Consider the following 18,648-nt stretch of genomic DNA (forward strand, 5'->3'; position numbering starts at 1 on the left):
CCCCCCATCAAGCCCCCATCGCGGCATCCCTCCCGGCCCCCCCGGCCGGCCCGCGGAAGCAGCGGCGCGGCCTAACCGACCTGCCCAGGGTGGCCTAAGCCTACCGGGCGGTGGCCGATCCGCGGCGGGCCGAACCGGCCAAGGCCATGCAGGAACGCCAGCGCCGCAGCGATCAGGATCGTCAGTGTCAGCGCCAGGAACGGCGGCTCGACCAGAAGCTTGGCCAGATCATACTTCCGCCCCGCGCCGTGCAGCGTCAGATCGAACATCACCAGGCCGTCGTCGGGCTGGAGCAAGGCAATCAGCCCGAGCGCGGCTGCCGCCTTTTCGGGATCCTTGAGGGCGGCGTTGTTGATCAGGTCGGGGTCAGTCAGGATATAGAACGGCTTGTCGTTCAGTTCGGTAAGCACAGCCTTGTCATTGCCGGCTGCGATGAGAGGGTACTTGTCGGCCACCCACTGCAATTCTTCGGGTGCGGCAACCATGTTGCCTTCGATGTCGAGTTGCTTTGCCGTGCTCTGGCCGGCACCGATCTTCGCATCGGCGATGCGGCCAAGCCATTCGTTCACCACCGAACCGGGCAATCGCCCGAATTTCATGTTCCAGCCTTCATGCCCCTGCAGCGGCAGGATCTGCCATTTGGGCAGCACGAAAAGCGTGTTCTGATCCTGGCGAAGATTGAGGATGTGGTCGAGCGCCTCCGGATCGCTATCGGGCGAGATGGTGACGATCAGCAGTATATCTCTGGCAAGATCGTCTTCGGTCCGCGCCATCAAGGGCGCTTCGCCGGTGAGCCGCAGCCATTCCGCCAGGCCGGCGTAGCCGACGCCGCTTTTCGATAGCGGCGTGGCGCCGCCATTGCCGGGTTGCCGGAAATCGGGAGCATAGGTGGACAGCAGGAAAAAACCGGCCGCCGCAAGGAGGCTGGCGAAAATCCCCCAAAACAGTGTCTTTCGATTGAACGGCTCCTGTGCCTCGACCGTCGGTGCACTCACGTCCAGGCATCCCGGAAGGCGAAACGTTCATAGGCGCCGCGCGCCTGCCGCCAGCCTTCCGCGCCGACCGGCCGGCGCGCGAACAGCGCCGCCTCGACAATGCGGGCGATCTCGGTAAACGCATGGCGTGCCCTTCCCGGCAGGGAAGGGGCATTGGCGATGTCGCGCGCGGTGAGCGACGGGCGCAGGAAGTCCGGCAGCCGGCCGGCGATATCGGCGACGCTGCGCCGAAGCAAAAGGTGAACCGCCTCGTCATAGTCGCCGCGTGCGGCCAGCGCATCCGCTTGCGACAACAGGATCTGCGCGGCGCCGGCGTCTGGGCGCCAGGTTTCTTCGTCTTCGACTTCCGGCCGCGCGCGCTGCCACGGCAGCCGCCAGGCGATGCCTTTCACCTCAAGGAAGACCAGAAGCAGGATGATTGCGACGCCCGATATCACCGCCCCCCAGAACAGATAGATCATGTAGGGACCGAGCCACGACAAAAAATCCTGCAGCGGTTTCAGCCACTCGGGCGGCTTCGGCGGCACATAGGCCGGCAGGTCGAACTGGATCGATTCGTCGGCGATCAGCTGCTTGTGCAGATTGGTCAGCCGTTCGGCTTCCGCTGTGCCTGGCTGTGCCACCGCCACCCGCTCCCCTGCAACCTGTGGTTCCCAGCCGACACTGACAATGCAGCGGAACAATTGCAAGTGGGCTGGACGGCGACCACCAATCTTGACAGATTTACCACCGGGGCCGCCAGCCATGCGGCGGTGAGGCAGGGGGAAGCATCATGACATCAGTGACACTGGAACGGCCGAACAAATTTCGCATCGGCAGGGTTTTCAACGACAGCTTCGCTGTCATCAGCCGCAATCCAGTGCTTTGCCTTGGATTGGCCATGCTGTTCTCAGGCTTGCCTACGCTTCTTTACCAGCTTTGGATTTGGAAATGGGCGACCAACGTCGAGGCTGGCGTTCCGGAGTTCTCAGTCCAACGAATCACTGCCACGATCGTTGGCGTGTTGGTTTCCATGACACTGTCGGCAATCCTGCAGGCGGCGCTGGTGCGTGCCGCGATCGAGGATCTGAACGGCAAGCGACCATTGATTGGCGATTGCCTCAAGACGGCAATCTCTCTCCTGCTGCCGGTGATAGGCATCGCGGTGCTGGTGAGCCTCGGCGCCGCCGCCGGCGCGATGCTTCTGCTCGTTCCCGGCATCATATTGTGGCTTCGTTGGTCTGTCGCTGTGCCTGTTTTGGTTCAGGAAAGACTGGGGGTCTTCGGCAGCATGAAGCGCAGCCGGGAACTTACCAAAGGAAGCCGCTGGGCTCTGTTCGGATTCTGGATTGTCCTGTTCATAGCTGTGGTGCTGATCCAGGCCGTGCTCAGCCGTGCGATCATGGTCTTTGGCCTAACCACCGGCATATTTCTTGGCGCCCTGGTGACAGCGATCGTATCCATTGTGACGTCGATCGCCCCGGCAGTCAGCTATGTCGAGCTGCGGCAAGTCAAGGAAGGCACCAGCGTCGAAGACTTGGCGGAAATCTTCTCGTAGCGGCAAGGGATTTGCTGCCTTCATCGCGTCAGGATCGGTCTGGACTGGATAGGTAATATCGTGGCGTCAATAACGCTGGACCAGCCCAACACATTTCGTATCGGCAGGGTTTTCGGCGCCAGCTTTGCGGTCATCGGCCGCAATCTCGCGCTCTGCCTCGGGCTTGCCCTGATTTTCTACACCTTGCCCAGATTCGTGTTTGCGCTCTGGTTCTGGAAATCCGTTACGAATATCGAGCATGGCGTTGCGGAATTCTCGGTTCAACGGCTCGTGCTCACGGTCGTTGGCGCGATCGGCTATGTGGTCCTTATGGCTTTCCTGGAGGCGGTGCTGACGCGCGCTGCGATCGAGGATTTGAGCGGCAAGCGGCCGTCGATGCGAGATTGTATGGGGACAGCCTTGGCGCTCCTGCTGCCGGCAATCGGCATTTCGCTGATTGTCAACATCGGCTTCACAGTCGGCCTCGTGCTGCTCATCGTTCCGGGATTGTTGTGGTTGGTTCTCTGGGTTGTAGCGATACCGGTTCTGATACAGGAACGTTTGGGAGTATTCGCGAGTTTGGGCCGCAGCCGCGACCTTTCCAAGGGGAGCCGCTGGCGTCTGCTCGGTCTCTGGTTTCCCCTATTCGTGGCTTCGGTCGCAATCAATTTTGCGTCGGACCGCGTCCTATCTTCCTTGGGCATTACGCTCGGGTTCTTCCTGGACGCCTTGCGGGGCGCAGCCGAGCAAGTCGTATTGTCGATCGCCGCAGCGGTCAGCTATGTCGAATTGCGGCAAGTCAAGGAAGGCACCAGCGTCGAAGACTTGGCGGAAATCTTCTCCTGAGGACGCGTGGAGGCTTTTCACCGACGGCTCGGGGCTCTCGCGTTGCGCTACTGAGCCGAGCTTGTTCACAAAGCCTGTGTCTGCGCCGGCAACGCCGCCGCCAGCCGCTTCGCCCATTCCTCGATGCCGGAGCGGCCCGCCAGCAGGTCCTGCCTGATCTCGATGAGGATGGCCGGAATGTCGCGATCGTCGCCATGGACGGGTATGGCATAGTCGCCGTCACGGCTGATCACGTAGGGCTCGTTTGCCGCGGCGTTGAGCGCTCTGTCGGCGCGCAGGCCGGCAAGCACTGCCTGGCCGAAATCGACTGCCCGATCGTAAAGCACGCCGGCGTGCCAGGGCCGCGCAATGCCGAGGAAGACCGGCGTGAAGGAGTGGATCGTCGCGATCCGCGTCGGTCTGCCCTGCTTCGTCCGGCCATCGAGGTGGGCGGCCACGCGGTCATGAAACGGCGCGAACATGACTTCGGCACGCCGGCTTCGTTCCTCCGGATCGAGGCCGACATTGCCGGGGATGTCCGTGTCCTCCGATTGCACCGGAATGCTGCCGCTGGAACCAAGCGGCCGATTGAGATCGATCAAAAGCCGCGAATAGGAGCTGAGGAAAGCCGGAGCATCGAGCAGCTTCGACAGAGCGCGGGTCACTGCGGCGGCGCCGATATCCCAGGCGATATGGCGCTGCAAATGGCGGCTGTCGAGGCCGAGCCGCGCATACTCGGCCGGAATATGATTGGACGCATGCTCGCATATTAGAACGATATCGGAACGCCCCGTTTCGTTGATTGCGTCGACGGCGGGTGGCCAACCTTCCGGTAGGATGGCGTTGGCAACCGGCTCAGCCATCAATACAGCGTCCGGTAGAGATCGCAGACCGCCACTGGGTCGAGACCGGCGAGGCGCTCGGTCTCATGCCGCTTGAGGCCGACAAAGGTCTCGACGAACACCGGCGCGAACCATCCGGTGACGGTCTTGTCGGCGACGAGCGCGTCGAGTGCCGTCGGCAGCGTTTCCGGCAGCCGCACGAGGCCAAGCTTCTTGCGCTCGGCAACGCTCATCAGCGTCGGGTCGCCCGAGACAAGCGGCGGCGCCGGCAGCTTGGCTTTTAGCCCTTCCAGCCCGGCGCGCACGATCGCCGCCAGCGACAAATAGGGATTGCCGGTGGCGTCGGCTGCCCGGTATTCGATGTTGTGCTGCCGCGCAGGATCGCGCCCGCCGATCGTCACCGTCGGGCAGATGCGCAGGCTCGCCTCGCGGTCGCGATCGGCAAGCCAGGTGTAGGACGAGCTCCAGCTATGCGGCTTCAGCCGGTAGTAGGACGACACACTCGCCGCCGTCATGACGGTGATCGCGGGCAGGTGGCGCAGCACGCCGGCACAGAACGAAGCGGCACGGCTGGAAAGGCCGCCAGGCTGGGCCGGGTCGTAGGTCGCCGGCTTGCCGGCCTCGTCGACGAAACTGAAATGGATGTGGACGCCGTTGCCGACGGCATCCGGCGCGATCTTGGGCGCGAAGCTCGCCCGCCAGCCGGCACATCGCGCGACTTCGCGCGTGATCTCGCGGATGGCGACGGCGCGATCGGCCGCGGCAAGCGCATCGGCCGGCTCGCACGTCACCTCGAACTGGTCGGTGCCGAATTCGGCGATCACCACTTCCGGCGCGACGCCGGCTTCCGCCAGCGCCGCCATCAGATTGGCGGCAAACGGGTCGGCGCGGCGCAGTGCTGCCAACGACATCGAATGAGCCGGCCCAAAGTCGCCCTCGATATGGAATTCATGCTCGAACGCGGCGATGACGGAAAGCCCGGCCGCTGCCTTCAACTCCGCCAGCGCATCCTTGAGCATGGTCCGCGTACAGCCGACCCACGGGCTGCCGTCGAGTTCGACGATGTTGCCGGCGACCATGTCGAAGGGCGTCGCCGATCCGGTCAGCGCCGTGCGGAACCGCGCGTTGAGATCGGGAACGAGACGGACGTCGCCGGACGAGCCCCACGGATTGGGGTCGACGATCGAGTTGAACGGCGTCAGCGACAGATTGGCCTGCAGCCAGCCGACGCCGGTCGCCGCGATCTTCTGCAGTTTGCTTTCGGCGACCGAGCGGCCGCGCGTGATCGCCGAAAGATCGGTGGTGACGACGGCAACCAGCGGTTCGACGGTCATGCAGCTTTTCCCAAGGCTTCGAAACGGGCAGTAACGATGGCGGTATCTGCGACCCAGCAATAGCCGCCGAAGGCTTTTAGCGCACCGTCATGACGCTCCTGCGAGGCGGCGGCGCAAGCGTCGGATACGCAGGTGACGAGATAGCCGCGATCGGCGGCATCGCGCACCGCCATGTCGACGCACTGGTCGGTCATGATGCCGGCGACGACCAGGTAACGCACGCCGAGGTTTTTCAGGACATAATCGATGTTGGTCGAGTTGAAGACGCCCGACGACGTCTTCGGCAGCATGATCTCGTCGCCGACCGGCGCCAGCGACGGCACCGGCAGGCCTTCCGGCCGGCTCGGCGCGATATGGATCGGCGTCAGCTTGTGGTCGAGCGAGCGGTCGCGGCCGTCCTCGGTCAGGCTCTGGATGATGGTGTGGATCACCTCGACGCCGTTGGCCCGCGCCGTCGCCAGCAGGCGCTCCTGGTTGGGGATCGTTCGCGACGCCGTCTGCCGGTAGAAATAGTGGTCGGGACCGCGCTCCGGATGCGCCGGATCAGCACCCGGCTCCAGCCAGACGCGCTGCATGTCGACCAGCAGCAGCGCGGTTTCGCCGGCCCGGAACGGCTCGTTTCGTTTCGGCAATGCTGGCGTCATGCTTGGGGTCCTGCTTCGCTGATCACGTCTGGCTGATTTAGCTGATTTTGGCCCAGGCGTCCTGCGTCGCGGACACACTTATTGGGATATTCGAAGTTGCTAAATTGAGGTATACCTGCTTTCCGGCGTGGAGACGGGGGGTCTCTGTCATGATCGATTCAGATGTGTTCGACTTTGTCGAACGCTGCAGGAAACATACAGCTACCGGGCCGCTGCTGGGCGACCTTCTCGAGACCGTGCGAAATCTCGGCTTCGAGCACCTTATCCTGAGCGGGGTGCCGCTCGGTGGCCAGAAGCTTGCACCCATGGTTGAGCTGAATGGCTGGCCGGCCGGCTGGTTCGAACGCTATGTCGAGGCCGAGCATGCCGCCGTCGACGGCGTTTGCATTTACTCGGCAAAGACCCTGAAGCCGTTCCTTTGGTCGGAAGTCCCGGCAAAGTGGTCAGATACGGAGGGCTCACGACGCGTCGCCGGCGAGGCGACGGAGTTCGGCATCTGTAGCGGCTTCGCTGTGCCGATGCTCAGCGTTCATCACTGGCAATCCGTGCTTTCGTTTGCGTCGTCCGCGAAGTCCTGCACCCTGTCGCCGCGCCATCAGGTGCAACTGGTGACCATGGCGGTCTATGCGGGCATGTCGATCCAGGCCTTGGCCAATGACGATGACGACCATGAAGGCGTGCTGACCGACCGCGAAAAAGAAGTGCTCTTGTGGGCCGCGGCCGGCAAGACCTCGTCGGAAACCTCGCAGATCCTTGGCCTTACCGAGCGCACGGTCAAATGGCACTCGACGCGGGCCCGCGAGGCTTTTGGCGTCGCCACGACCACGCAAGCGGTCGTCGAGGCAGTGCGCCGGCGTCTGATCCATCCCTAATCGCGTCAACTGTCCCATCGGACAGGTGACGTATATTAGCGCGACTGCGAGTATCCCGGCGAGAACGATCGGGGGATCGCGCCATGATAACGGCCCACGTAGTCAATGCCCATAACAAGCATCTCTACGAAAACGAATTCGACGAGTTTCTGCGCCGGCGGCACGACTTCTTCGTGCACCAGAAACATTGGCGCCCTCCGAGCCCGGATGGTCGCGAACTGGATCAATTCGATACCGACGCGGCGACATACCTGCTGGGCATTGAAGACGATCGCGTAGTGACTTCGGCTCGATTGATCCCAACGAGCGAGCCGCACATGGTCTCGGAGGTTTTTTCTCACATGTGTGAAAAATCGGGCGTCCCAAGACGTCCCGATTGGGCCGAATGGACCCGCACATTCGTCGTTCCCGACAAACGCACTGCCGGACTGAGGGGCACGCTGACGCAGCTGTGCTGCGCGGTGATGGAATACGCTCTCGACGAGGGCCTCAGCGCCGTCGGCGGCATCCAGGAAACCTACTTCATGCCCCACCATGGCGCGCTCAAATGGCGGGCCGAACCGATGGGCATGGCCAGGGAAGAGAACGGCGAGTGGTACATCGTCGCGTACATCGAAGTGAACGAGGCGGCGCTGGCGAGTGTCCGGAAGATACTTAGGATTGGGCATTCGTTGCTGGTGAGGCGCGGAATACAGACGCAATTTGTTGAAAATACGAAAGACAAGACGGTCGTATTTGACATGGGTATTCCGGTCTTGGCATAGTAACTCATCAAAGCACGCGTCATTATGTCTTCAGCAGTCACCAAAATTGGAGTGGTGTCGTCGCTTATCTGGCCTCATCACCAGATTATTTTCGAAAGAAATTCTATGTAGGCCGATACGGTGTCTTGGCGAAATCACTTGACTCAGGCAGTTTCATTTAAAGGAAAGTTAAACGGGTGGCGAGTTACATCAACGGAGCTTACTTGACTCGCATCAAAAGGCGATACGCTTGAAAAGCGGTTGCATGTAGAAGACGTGTCTCACGAAGGATGAAGTTAATGCCCACAGATGTGCCTCAGAGTGTATTAACAAAATACGCAGTGGTTCGTGCACCGAAGGCCATGCCTGTGGAAGCAGAACGGTGGAATTTCGTCACTCGGCCAAGTGCGCGGACTGAGCTTTGGGATAGACTTTATTCTCTGATATCCAAAGACTCGCCCTCGTCCGATTTTGAAGAAGTATGTGCAAAATACGTGAACGAAAATCCCGTCGCGGGATCGGATGCGGAATTCCCCAAGGCATTCGACTCTGTCATTCAGGCAACTCAGGGGCTTCCAGGATCGGAACTCACGAATTCATACATATCTATACTCAGGGATAGCCCTAGCATATTCGATAGCGAAGATAAGTTGAAGCTATTTATACTATGGCTTTGGGATCAGCTGACGGCAAGAATTGTTTCAAGACGTAAATACGGCTCAGCGGGGAAATTCATCCAAGCAATCGCCTATCTGCAAGCCAAGGCTTACGCCGATTCACTTGCCGAAGATGCGGTGCCGTGCGCCCTGTCAGTTCGACCTGAGGTTTTGATGCCGCAGGCACTTACAGAGTTTATAAGAGCGGCAAGACACGACCTACGACGCGAACAAGAGGAGTCAGCCTCGAAAATCTCAGATGCCGCAAACGACAAGGCGAGAAGTGAAGCAGCCAGCATACTATGCACGGCTGCTCTGCATAAGTTCTTTGAGGATGCGTTGGATGCGATGGATTTCGCGGAGATTAGGTCCGAAATTCGTACTGACCGGACGGCTGCCAAAGCTGATGCCGCCGAGAATGCCTCGGGTGGAGTAAGCAGGCAGCCGCTGAGACTCTCAGATTCCAGACTGAAGCAGCTCGCTCCTGAACTCGTTGATTTTGCGCGTGCTAAACTTGGAATAGAGATCGTCGATGTCGATCCTATCCATCTCAATCACTTATTGAGCCGCCGCTTGGCTGACACTGAGGCCAAACTCGTACAGGGCGCCACCTTGTCCGTCGCATGGCGTGCGTCAGAGTTCGTTCGCACTGCCGCAGCAGAGATCGCCACCGATGTGAGGAACCTACCGTCAGCGGTTGAACGACTTATTTTAACAATCGGCACCGACGCTACCTACACTTTACCAGACTTCAAGAATCCTAACCAGGTGAGGGTTGCCGGGTTATGTGATCTTAAAGTGGTAAGACAGCAGCTTCAAAAATACATTCTGGGTGAAGTCGCCTACATAGAGAACGTGCTTAAGGGTGAAGAGCGATCCCGCACACATCACCGACTAGATAGAACTGAGCAGCAGATTATAATTGAGATTGAAGAATCGTCATCGATTGAGCGCGATCTTCAAACAACAGATCGTTTCGAATTGACACAAGAATTAGACAATGTCCAGAAGGAGAATAGATCATCAGATATGGGAGTGAACGTGACTGCATCTTATGGTGCCGTTACTGTAGCTGCTCACGCCAACGCCACTAGTACACAATCGGCGGAGAACGCTGAGAAAGTCGCCAGATCCACGGTAAAGGAAAATATCGCGCGAGCGGTGGAGAAGGTGCAAAAGAGCACAAAACGGCAGCAAACTATAACCGTGACGACGGAAGTGACCGAGGACAATATTCACAGGTTCACGGCGACTAGCGACTCCGTTATTGGCGTGTATCGATATGTGGAAAAGCAATATTGGGCTCAGGTGTTTAACTATGGCGCACGTCTCATGCTTGAGTTTCTGGTGCCGGAGCCCGCCGCCAGCTATCTTTTCTATCAGGGGAAGAGCCCGCGGAGCGGTGACGCGCATCTAATTGCACCAGAGCAACCGAATTTCACCGCAGATCAGATCACCGAGTCGAACTATCTTAGCCTTTCCGCACGGTATAACGCCCAAGTAACTGCCCCTCCACCAGCGTTTATGACGGGGTATGCGATGGTCGATCACATGAAAAAAGACGACGCTGATCCGAGTATTGACATAGATACTAGTTACGAAGCGATATACGCTTCACCAGCAATGTACATGATATGGACTGATCCGCAGGCGCAGCTAGCAGTTATACTTGGCGGAAATTATTGGTATATGACTACGATAGCAAAAGATCCGATACACGGCTCAACGTACATGGTCCATCCTTTACGTGGAAAGGTGATGTTTCATGTGCAGCCGTTTAGAGCTATAAGCGCATGGATGGTTGGCATTACGTTGGTCACGAGGAGGACTCAGGAAGCATTCGGAAAGTGGAGACTTGATACCTATCGCGCAATATTGGAAGCTTACAATCTCGCCAAGGATGATTATGATAAGAAGCTGGCGGCATCGCGGTCTAACTCAAGAAACATAACCCTAAGATCCGATATCGAGTACCGCAACACTGAACAGCAGGAGTTAAAGAGGGGGGTTTTAGAGATACTGACGAATCAGCACTTCAACTCTATGGGCGCAGAAAATGTCAGTAAAGACGGTGAGCCGGTTCTCGACCCTGCGAAGGCACTCGCCGAAGGCCCGACTGTACAGTTCTTTGAGCAGGGCTTCGAGTGGCCGAACATGGTTTATACATTCTACCCATACTTTTGGGGGCGGCACGACACCTGGGAGGACCGGCTCTCGGTGTCAGATGCGGATCCGATTTTTTCAAGGTTTCTTTCTGCGGGTTACGCGCGCGTTGTCGTTCCTGTTCGACGTTATTTTGAGAACAATATCAAATATTATCTTGAGCACGGTGATATCTGGGAGGGCGATGACTGTCCAGTGCCGGGAGACGCGGACTATGTAGCCATAGTTGACGAGATCAAAAGCATTGAGGCAACCAGCAGCCCTGATCTACAGGACGGCGTCCCAGACGGCGATCCGTGGCGAATCGCGCTCCCGACTCCGCTGGTTTGCCTCGACGATCCGAAGGTCAAGCTGCCCAGCTGGGAGATAGTAGTTCCATCCACCACACCGTATGTTCCATCAGTCGAGACTTGCAACGGCATTCCCTACAATGCTGCTCAATGGCCAGATCATGTCTCCATAATGGCCGAGCTAAAAGCGCTTGGCTATGGAGTTCCGGCTGACGCAGATCCCGCCAAATACTTAGAAAGCGGCCCCGGCACACGTGTCGTGAAAGCGTTCCAGCGGAGGATGAATCAGCTTGGCATTGCAGATGCGCTGGGAGCTCCTCTGAAGCTAGATGGCATAGCGGGACCCTGCACGTGCCGCGCTTTGACCCTGGCAAACGAATGGCGGCGACTTAAGCAATGGCCGGGCCCTGTGTAGTGGCTAAGCTCAAGAAGCCCACCGATGTAAACTTCCTCAGCTTTCAAGGGGGCGGGGGGCTGGGATTTGCATATTTGGGTGCCATTCAGGCCTTGGAAGACCTTGCCGTCTTGCCGTTCGGCCGCACGGGCAGTCAGCTGAAAGGTATTAGTGGCACATCAGCGGGTGCGATAACTGCGATGTTCTTGGCTCTCGGTTGCGGTTCGAAGGACCTTAAGGCTGTTTTTGACAACAATATCGACTTTGATTCCTTCTATGATCCTCCAGTGCTAGGCAAGGGGCGTGGTCTCCTACCTAATAACTACAGCGCAGAAGTGGAAATGCCCGGCAGCAAGGGTCAACTACGCGATGTAGCGAAGCTCATCCTTGAAAACAAACGACGGATAGAAAGTGGTAGCGACGACTTCCGGAAGATGCTGAGTTATTCTTGGCTTAGATCGCTTGACGTTCGAGTTTCTGGCGCCGCGCTGATCCTTGCGATGAATACCATCGGACAACTCGACGTTGTGAAGGAAATGCAGTCTATTCCATTTCTGAAGAAATTCTCTGCGCGATTTCCGGAGTATATGTATTCATTGATATATGACCGTGGTATTTTCGCTGGACTAGCCGTTCGGCATTATCTACGAAGGCAGTTTCGTAGTTTTGTGGCACGAATACCTGCATGGCAGCGGAATCCCAGGCTTAAAGATGCCTCAACAATGACTTTTTCTATGCTAAAGGATCTCACCGGCGTAAGTCTTGCCGTTTGCGCCACTAACATATCTCAAAAGAAGAGCATGGTTTTCTCCGCTTCGGGGACACCGGATTTTCCGGTGGTAGAGGCTGTGGGTATGTCCGCATGTTTTCCTGTAGTGTTTAAGCCTATATTTATAGACGCTCCGTGGAGCGACCCAGTGCTCGGTCCTCTGCGTGGTCTTTGGCTCGATGGAGGCCTGTTAAATAACATCCCGGTACACGCATTTGACAAGGAAGCAAGGCGTTCCGGACAGAGTGGGACTGCGACGCTACCTCCTGGAATGTTGGCACTACGATTGGTTGAGGGAGCGCCAAGATCCTTTGAAGCCTACGACGACCCGTCGCAAGACACTTTGCCGCTAATCGGGTTGCTCCGAGACATGTTCTCAACCTTGATGGTTCCTGGTAGGGAAGGCCAATTCCTTACCGTCGAAGAGCGCCAACAAAGCATTGATCTCTTCACGTTCGACCTCTCGCTCTTTGAGTTCGCGCCGACGCAATATAAGGCAAAGAATCCCGTCGATGTTGCACGACGCACTGTGCTGGACTATTTCCGGCGATAGTCACTAGCTCCGAGTCGGCGTAAACACCTATGCTCGCATGAACCTGTCAGCGATCGACAACAGCACGCGATCCGATTGCTGGAGAGGGATGAGTTCGCGCAGTAGACATGGATTAGGAGGGGCACCTTTCGTCGCTCGCATCGCTGACGATGAACCGCCACGACGGTCAAAAAAGTGCTCATCACACGACTTTGAGCTAAGACGCTTTGAAGGTCCATTATTGCGCTGAAGCAGCCGATGTTGATTATCGAAAAGTGGGCACACTCGTGTTTTTGCTTTGAGCGGAAAGCGCGAGCAATGAAACGAAATGTGGGGTGATGCACACTTTATTCTCTAACACCGACATCTTTATCTGGCCTCAGGTGGAACCATGCGAGAAACACAGGAACCGGCTAAAGGGAGGGCGTAGAGGTGCCTTTTGGAAACAGCCGACGAATCCACCAAAAAAGGGGAGGATCAAAGCATGAGTGAACCCAAGCCGATCGGGTCTGGAGTCTTTGCTGCTGTGTGCGGAATACTGTTCTTCCTTGCGTTTGTTGGCTCGTTTTGGGTCAATGTCGAGCAGCTAACTCCGGATCGGCTAATTAGGGCATGGTTTCTTTTTGTCGCGGCAGTCCTCGTCTGGTGGGGCACTAATCGTATGTGGGGTGGCAGGCGGGACCTAACTGTTGGCCAAGAGACCATCAACCTCGTTGTTGGAATCGTTGCTGCGACCATCGCTCTCCTCAGTCTATTAAAGGATTAGCGGAAGGAACAATATTCCTAATTTTCGCTAACAGAGGATGTCATGGCGCTAAGCAGGGTCGTTCCGAAAGAAGCTTCCCTACGCCAAGACCAGCGCTGACGCTTTGCACCCAAGACGCGACATTTTGGCGTCGCTCTTGCTACGGACTTCGCTCGATTTCGGATTTTGTGTTGAGGTCCAAAATAGACCAATCAATTGGCTGGGGAACCTGGATTCGAATCAGGACTAACGGAGTCAGAGTCCGTGGGTCTACCGTTAACCCATTCCCTAGCAGGCGCGATTACGGTGACAGTGCACTATTTTCTTTTCGCCGCCTGCCCTCGTTTTCCGGGTTTCACGGCTTTGCCGATTTGCCCCGCGATGCGGCAGACCGGGAACGCCGGCAAGGTGCATCATGCGACGGGGGCGACATGGTAAAAAGTGCACTCACCGTAATTCTGATCTATACTCCGGACACCAGCCCGAACGCCTAGGCGAAGGGCGGATGAAGTGTTTGATAGAGTTCTCTTTTTAGTCATGTGGCGATGTTAAGATGTTGGCCTCCGACCTGACGAAATTTATCGAGCAGGATCATCTGGCTCTGGATGCCTTCGTAAAGGGCGATCCTGAGCCCTTGAAAAACCTCTACTCGCGACAGGACGACGTCATTATTGCCAATCCCTTTGGCCCGCCGGCGAAGGGATGGAGAAAGGCCGCTGAGACCATGGAACGGGCCGCCACCAATTACCGGCACGGCAAGGCCATCGGCTTTGAGCGCATATCGGAGTATGCGACAGCCGATTTGGGATACATCGTCGAGGTCGAGCGGTTCCAATCCAAGGTCGGTGGTGGCAACAAACTGGTGCCGATTGCGCTTCGAGTCACCACCATATTCCGGCGCGAGGAAGGCGCGTGGAGGATCGTCCTTCGTCATGCCGATCCGATAACCTCGGCACGCCCGTCGACGTCCATTGTCGGGGAGTAGAAGGGTTGCCGGAGAGGTTTTAGGAATTACGGTGACAGTGCACTAATTTCCTTTCGCCTGTCTCGTTTTCCGCGTTTCTCGGTTTTGCCGATTTGCCCGGCGATGCTCTCGGCCCACAGCTGCATCGAAACCCGCGACATCGGCGACGCGGTAATGCTCGATCAGCAGTTCTTATGGAACACATAGTCTTCGGACGTGAAAACACTTTGGCTCGCCGGTACGGTGCCGGGGAGACGCGGCAGACCGGGAACGCGGGCAAGGTGCACAATGCGGCGGAGGCGACATGGTAAAAGTGCACTGTCACCGTAATTCATCCTTAGCGGCCAATTTCCGGCGTCGCATCAACAATCTAGGTCATTTTCGGTTTCGCTTTAGGCAGCGCGGCCAGCAAGAGCTGGTGCTGTTTCTTCTTTCTCTTCGACGTGAGGGCTCACCCATTCGTCGGTTATCACGCGGCTGGCCAAGGTGCCCGGCACCGCTTTTCTCAAGGCACGCAGCAAAAAGTATCTAACCCGCTCGGACAGTCAAGAGGTGTGGCAGGCAGGCCATGCGCAGCCAGCCGCAGCGAGCCGCCAAGACGCGCGAAGCACCTTCGGCGGTGTAGGACAGCGGCACGCCAGAACGCGCGCAGGCCAGGCGTTGGCTTGCCCAATTGTGTTTTGACTATTTGGCTGAACGGGAGCGTAAAATATCAGGTTCGCCCGGTCGGGCGAACTAACTCAGGGAGGATGTTATGAAGATGAATCGACGTAATGCTCTCGCCCTTGGTGCCACCTCGTTGGCGGCCCCGCTATTGGTCGCAAAGCCCATTCCGGTAGCGGCCAAGACCTACGGTCCGACTGATGGCAAAGAGATTTTTCCCGGCGTTCGGCTCGTCGAACTGGGAACACGAGACTCCCATATCAAGGGGTACAAGAAAATTGCCATGGAAGACGTCGTCTACCAGCCAAAGGCAACTAGCCCGCTCGGGGATGTCATGGCCGACGATATGGTCTGCACGGTCACTGAAGGCGAGCTGCAGGTCACGGCCGGAGACATGCAGTTCACGGCCAAGGAGGGTGACGTATGGAGCTGCGGCAAGGGTAGCACGAAGGAGGCTGCTACGAACAACGGAACAGCGGTCGCAGTGATGCGGGTGATTAACCTGAAGGCTGCATAAAGTTACCCACACTCTGGCGACTGCAGACGCTCCAGCCGGCTTCGGCCGGCGGGCTTTTCCGGTGCGCCACGGCCTCGATGACCGGACATTTCTGCCGGCGCGCTGTGGCCAGCGCGGCGGCAGACTGAGGCCTTAGCGCACGGGCGAGCCGCCCTTCAGTGGTGGTGGGCGGAAACGCTCTTGACGTATTCGGACACCAGTTCCCTCGGTGCCGACTGACTGACGTCGCCGACACTAAGGATGCCGACCATCCGCATATTCTTGTTGATCACCGGCAACCTGCGGATTTTCAGTTCTTCCATGTGCCGTACGGCCTTGGCCAGATCGTCGTCTTCGCGGCAGCAGTGAATGCCGGCCGTCATAACATCGCGCGCCGTTGCGATGCGGCCGTCGAAACCATCTTCTGCCAGTCCGTTGCAGACAATATCGCGGTCGGTCACCATTCCGATCAGTCGGTCGTTCTCTCCAATGGGAATCGACCCGATATCCTGGGCTCGCATCATTTTCGCCAGTTCGGTGACAGCGGTTTCGGGGCTGACCCAGTCGACACCCTTATGCATTGCGTCTTTGACCTTCATGGCGGACCTCCCTTGCTGGGTTGGTGAATGTCCCCCTGTCCCATTCTAACGCGGACGGGGTTTGGCTGCCAGAGGTCATCATCCAGACCCGCATTTTGCGGTGGTTGTCATGCGGAATTACGGTGACAGTGCACTTTTTACCATGTCGCTCCCGCCGCATGGTGCACCTTGCCCGCGTTCCCGGTCTGCCGCATCCCCCAGCATCGATAACCGCAACATCGGCGACGCGGCAATATTCGATGAGCGGTCCTTGTGGAACGCATAGTCTTCGGACGTGAAAACACTTTGGCTCGCCTGTACGGTGCTGCGGCAGACCGGGAACGCGGGCAAGGTTACACGATGCGGCGGGGCGAACATGGTAAAAAGTGCACCGTCACCGTAATTCCGGTGCACTATTTTCTTTTCGCCGCCTGGCTCGTTTCCGGGTTTCTCGGCTTTGCCGATTTGCCCGGCGATACTCTCGGCCCCCGGGTGCATCGAAAAACCGCGACATCGGCGACGCGGCAATACTCGATGAGCAGTTCTTGCGGAACACATAGTCTTCGGACGTGAAAACACTTTGGCTCGCCCGTACGGTCCGGGGATGCGGCAGGGCGGGAACGCGGGCAAGGTGCACCATGCGGTCAATCTAGACACGGGGCGACATGGTAAAAAGTGCACTGTCACCGTAATTCCTAGATGTAGTGTGCTCAGCCGTCCAGCAAGTATAAGGATCAACGTCGTGCGCGGACGCAGGCACTTGACAGCTTCGATCGCGAGTGGCTCACGCGCCGCCGCTCTGTTGCAGGCTGTGCCATTGTTCAATGCTATCGCATAGGAACTTCACAAATCCACTGCACAGCAACGGCTCAGCTGCACCGTCTGGCGTGAATTCATATATCGCGTCCGACTCATCGATTCCCCAAGTTCCGAGATATTCGCCTTCCTGAGTGACGACAGCGCCGTCCTCAAGCAGGTTTATTGACCATCGAAGATTCATGCCACCTCCCGGTCCGAATGATGCGGATAGAATACCATGCGGATCATCCGCATGGTTGTAACACATGCCATTTTCGGGAATGATCTAAGTAATTGTTTCTATTGAAAAAAAGAAGCTGGCTGGGGAACCTGGATTCGAACCAGGACTAACGGAGTCAGAGTCCGTGGGTCTACCGTTAACCTATTCCCCAGCAGGCGCGGCTGTTGAAAACCACACGGGCAGGGCGGCGACGTCGCCGCGCGTGCCTTGTAGCCGCCGCCGGAAAATAGTCAACCCTGTGTCTGGGTTCAATCGTCGGCTTCCCGCGCTTCAACTCTCGCTGCGGCTGTATTGCGAGTGCTCGAAGAACAGCACCACGCCGAGTGCGATCAGCAGCGGGATGATCAGGTAGAACAGCCGGAACACCAGCAGCGCCGCCAGCACGCCGACCTGGTCCATATGTGACAAGCCCGCGAGGAACACCACCTCGAAGACGCCCAGCCCGCCCGGCGCATGTGAAATCTGCGCGATCGAGAACGACACCAGGAAGACGCCGAGCACTACGAAATAGCCGGGATTGCCGGCGGCGGGCAGGGCAAAGAAGATGATCGCCGCTGCCGCCAGGAGCTCGATCGGGCCGACCAGCAATTGCCGCGCCACGATCGGCAGCGCCGGGTAGTGCAGCTGAAAGCTGCCGATCCTCAGCGGCCTGAGATGCAGCCAGCTGCCGAAGACATAGGCCGCCACCACGAGCAGCATGGCGAGCCCTCCCGCCTGCGCCAGCCGGTGATGCGGCGTGCCGGAAAACCGGTCGATCACCTCGGGCTCGAGCAGCAGGACGATGCTTGAGACGAACAGCGTCGACAGCACGAAGGTGATCCAGCAGATCGCCACCAGAATGCCGACGTCCTGCCCGGTCAGGCCCTTGGTGCCGTAGGCGCGGTAGCGGATCACCGCACCGGAAAACACCGAGCCGCCGATATTGTGCGACAGCGCGTAGGTGGTGAACGAGCAGAAGGTGACGAACAGCCACGAGACTTTCTTGCCGATGTGCAGCAGCGCGATGTGGTCGTAACCGGCGAGCGAGGCATAGGCGATGACCGAACTCAGCGCCGCCAGCACCCAGCCGCGCGCCGGGATGGCGATTATGCCGGCCCAGACATCGTCGAGCGAGATGCCGCGCAATTCGTGCAGCAGCAGCCACAGCGAGAACACCACCGCGGCGATGCCGATCACGGGCCAGAAATAACGCCTCCAGTTCATGGCCTGACGATCATGCGTTGCAGCCCGTACCGTTTTCCGGTTCGCAGCAGGCAAACCGCCCGCGTTGCCGAATGATTTACCCTCCATTTCAGAAATGCCTCATTGAAGCCGGCTATTCAACCGGGAAGGCGCGTTGTGGCGAGAAGGAAAGCGTGGCGTTCCTTCGCGCCCCCCTCTGTCCTGCCGGACGGCGAAGGATCGTGGCTTTATTCCAGCTTGGGTTCCTCGCCCCACGAAGTGGGGAGAGGTGGCTCGGCGAAGCCGAGACGGAGAGGGGAAACCGCGCCCTACGAAGGCCCCCTCTCCGGCCGCTTTGCGGCCACCTCTCCCCCGCTTGGCGGGGCGAGGAACCCACATCTTGAGAGGCCGGCATCAAAGGCTCTCA

General features: G+C 58.2%; 19 protein-coding genes and 2 tRNA genes. 10 read left to right on the forward strand and 11 right to left on the reverse strand.

What is annotated here, in order from left to right:
* Positions 1–71 precede the first annotated feature (71 nt).
* Both NKI47_RS12780 and NKI47_RS12785 read right to left on the reverse strand, forming a co-directional pair.
* Positions 72–995 carry a DUF4350 domain-containing protein gene (locus NKI47_RS12780; RefSeq protein WP_352590442.1) on the reverse strand — a complete coding sequence of 308 codons (924 nt, stop codon included), beginning with the start codon at positions 993–995 and terminating at the stop codon, positions 72–74.
* Positions 992–1,618: a DUF4129 domain-containing protein gene (locus tag NKI47_RS12785; protein ID WP_352590445.1), complete on the reverse strand. Its 627-nt coding sequence runs from the start codon at positions 1,616–1,618 to the stop codon at positions 992–994. The genes NKI47_RS12780 and NKI47_RS12785 overlap by 4 nt, the downstream gene beginning before the upstream one ends.
* A gap of 257 nt (positions 1,619–1,875) precedes the next feature.
* Between NKI47_RS12785 and NKI47_RS12790 the strand changes: the two genes are divergently transcribed.
* On the forward strand, positions 1,876–2,532 hold the full coding sequence (locus NKI47_RS12790; protein WP_245274617.1) for a hypothetical protein: 657 nt from the start codon (positions 1,876–1,878) through the stop codon (positions 2,530–2,532).
* Positions 2,533–2,598: 66 nt separating this feature from the next.
* Here NKI47_RS12790 and NKI47_RS12795 read toward each other — a convergent pair whose 3' ends face one another.
* Positions 2,599–2,796, reverse strand: a complete 198-nt coding sequence (locus NKI47_RS12795; RefSeq protein WP_352590448.1) for a hypothetical protein — start codon at positions 2,794–2,796, stop codon at positions 2,599–2,601.
* A 6-nt stretch (positions 2,797–2,802) separates the two neighbouring features.
* On the opposite strand from NKI47_RS12795, the gene NKI47_RS12800 reads away from it, so the two are divergent.
* A complete protein-coding gene (locus NKI47_RS12800) occupies positions 2,803–3,357 on the forward strand; it encodes a hypothetical protein (RefSeq protein WP_352590451.1) in 555 nt (184 codons plus the stop codon).
* A 65-nt stretch (positions 3,358–3,422) separates the two neighbouring features.
* Here the strand turns inward: NKI47_RS12800 and NKI47_RS12805 are convergent, their stop codons facing one another.
* From NKI47_RS12805 to NKI47_RS12815, 3 genes are read right to left on the reverse strand one after another with little or no spacing between them, the layout of a single operon-like run.
* Positions 3,423–4,199: an N-formylglutamate amidohydrolase gene (locus NKI47_RS12805; RefSeq protein ID WP_352590454.1), complete on the reverse strand. Its 777-nt coding sequence runs from the start codon at positions 4,197–4,199 to the stop codon at positions 3,423–3,425.
* Complete coding sequence (locus NKI47_RS12810; RefSeq protein WP_352590457.1) at positions 4,199–5,512, reverse strand: type I glutamate--ammonia ligase; 1,314 nt, start codon at positions 5,510–5,512, stop codon at positions 4,199–4,201. Before NKI47_RS12810 ends, NKI47_RS12805 begins: the two co-directional genes overlap by 1 nt.
* The gene (locus NKI47_RS12815; protein ID WP_352590460.1) at positions 5,509–6,156 is read right to left on the reverse strand and encodes a cysteine hydrolase family protein; all 648 of its coding nucleotides are present in this window, start codon (positions 6,154–6,156) and stop codon (positions 5,509–5,511) included. The genes NKI47_RS12810 and NKI47_RS12815 overlap by 4 nt, the downstream gene beginning before the upstream one ends.
* A 149-nt stretch (positions 6,157–6,305) precedes the next feature.
* On the opposite strand from NKI47_RS12815, the gene NKI47_RS12820 reads away from it, so the two are divergent.
* From NKI47_RS12820 to NKI47_RS12840, 5 genes are all read left to right on the forward strand, one after another.
* Positions 6,306–7,028 carry a LuxR family transcriptional regulator gene (locus tag NKI47_RS12820; protein WP_352590463.1) on the forward strand — a complete coding sequence of 241 codons (723 nt, stop codon included), beginning with the start codon at positions 6,306–6,308 and terminating at the stop codon, positions 7,026–7,028.
* Between the two features lie 83 nt (positions 7,029–7,111).
* On the forward strand, positions 7,112–7,792 hold the full coding sequence (locus tag NKI47_RS12825; protein ID WP_352590466.1) for an acyl-homoserine-lactone synthase: 681 nt from the start codon (positions 7,112–7,114) through the stop codon (positions 7,790–7,792).
* A gap of 278 nt (positions 7,793–8,070) precedes the next feature.
* The gene (locus tag NKI47_RS12830; protein WP_352590469.1) at positions 8,071–11,295 is read left to right on the forward strand and encodes a hypothetical protein; all 3,225 of its coding nucleotides are present in this window, start codon (positions 8,071–8,073) and stop codon (positions 11,293–11,295) included.
* Positions 11,295–12,596: a patatin-like phospholipase family protein gene (locus NKI47_RS12835; protein WP_352474979.1), complete on the forward strand. Its 1,302-nt coding sequence runs from the start codon at positions 11,295–11,297 to the stop codon at positions 12,594–12,596. Before NKI47_RS12830 ends, NKI47_RS12835 begins: the two co-directional genes overlap by 1 nt.
* Before the next feature lie 463 nt (positions 12,597–13,059).
* Positions 13,060–13,341, forward strand: a complete 282-nt coding sequence (locus tag NKI47_RS12840; RefSeq protein WP_352474977.1) for a hypothetical protein — start codon at positions 13,060–13,062, stop codon at positions 13,339–13,341.
* Between the two features lie 196 nt (positions 13,342–13,537).
* On the opposite strand, the gene NKI47_RS12845 is transcribed toward NKI47_RS12840, so the two are convergent.
* Positions 13,538–13,611 (reverse strand) — tRNA-Gln (locus NKI47_RS12845).
* Between the two features lie 262 nt (positions 13,612–13,873).
* On the opposite strand from NKI47_RS12845, the gene NKI47_RS12850 reads away from it, so the two are divergent.
* Together NKI47_RS12850 and NKI47_RS12855 are read left to right on the forward strand one after the other, a co-directional pair.
* Complete coding sequence (locus tag NKI47_RS12850; protein WP_352590473.1) at positions 13,874–14,305, forward strand: YybH family protein; 432 nt, start codon at positions 13,874–13,876, stop codon at positions 14,303–14,305.
* A 733-nt stretch (positions 14,306–15,038) separates the two neighbouring features.
* Positions 15,039–15,464, forward strand: a complete 426-nt coding sequence (locus NKI47_RS12855; protein ID WP_023674443.1) for a hypothetical protein — start codon at positions 15,039–15,041, stop codon at positions 15,462–15,464.
* A 155-nt stretch (positions 15,465–15,619) separates the two neighbouring features.
* Here NKI47_RS12855 and NKI47_RS12860 read toward each other — a convergent pair whose 3' ends face one another.
* Entirely contained in the window at positions 15,620–16,042 is a 423-nt protein-coding gene (locus NKI47_RS12860; RefSeq protein WP_023674444.1) for a CBS domain-containing protein, read from the reverse strand.
* A 252-nt stretch (positions 16,043–16,294) separates the two neighbouring features.
* Here NKI47_RS12860 and NKI47_RS12865 point away from each other — a divergent pair, with 252 nt between their 5' ends.
* A complete protein-coding gene (locus tag NKI47_RS12865; protein WP_352571491.1) occupies positions 16,295–16,594 on the forward strand; it encodes a hypothetical protein in 300 nt (99 codons plus the stop codon).
* Between the two features lie 211 nt (positions 16,595–16,805).
* Here the strand turns inward: NKI47_RS12865 and NKI47_RS12870 are convergent, their stop codons facing one another.
* The 3 genes from NKI47_RS12870 to NKI47_RS12880 form a co-directional block, all read right to left on the reverse strand.
* Positions 16,806–17,021: a hypothetical protein gene (locus tag NKI47_RS12870; protein WP_352571489.1), complete on the reverse strand. Its 216-nt coding sequence runs from the start codon at positions 17,019–17,021 to the stop codon at positions 16,806–16,808.
* A 116-nt stretch (positions 17,022–17,137) separates the two neighbouring features.
* Positions 17,138–17,211: transfer RNA gene (locus NKI47_RS12875), tRNA-Gln, on the reverse strand.
* A gap of 119 nt (positions 17,212–17,330) precedes the next feature.
* A complete protein-coding gene (locus tag NKI47_RS12880; protein WP_352590477.1) occupies positions 17,331–18,263 on the reverse strand; it encodes a lysylphosphatidylglycerol synthase domain-containing protein in 933 nt (310 codons plus the stop codon).
* Between the last annotated feature and the right edge of the window lie 385 nt (positions 18,264–18,648).

It is taken from the genome of Mesorhizobium sp. M0633 (assembly GCF_040320645.1).
In the GTDB taxonomy this organism is placed as follows: domain Bacteria; phylum Pseudomonadota; class Alphaproteobacteria; order Rhizobiales; family Rhizobiaceae; genus Mesorhizobium.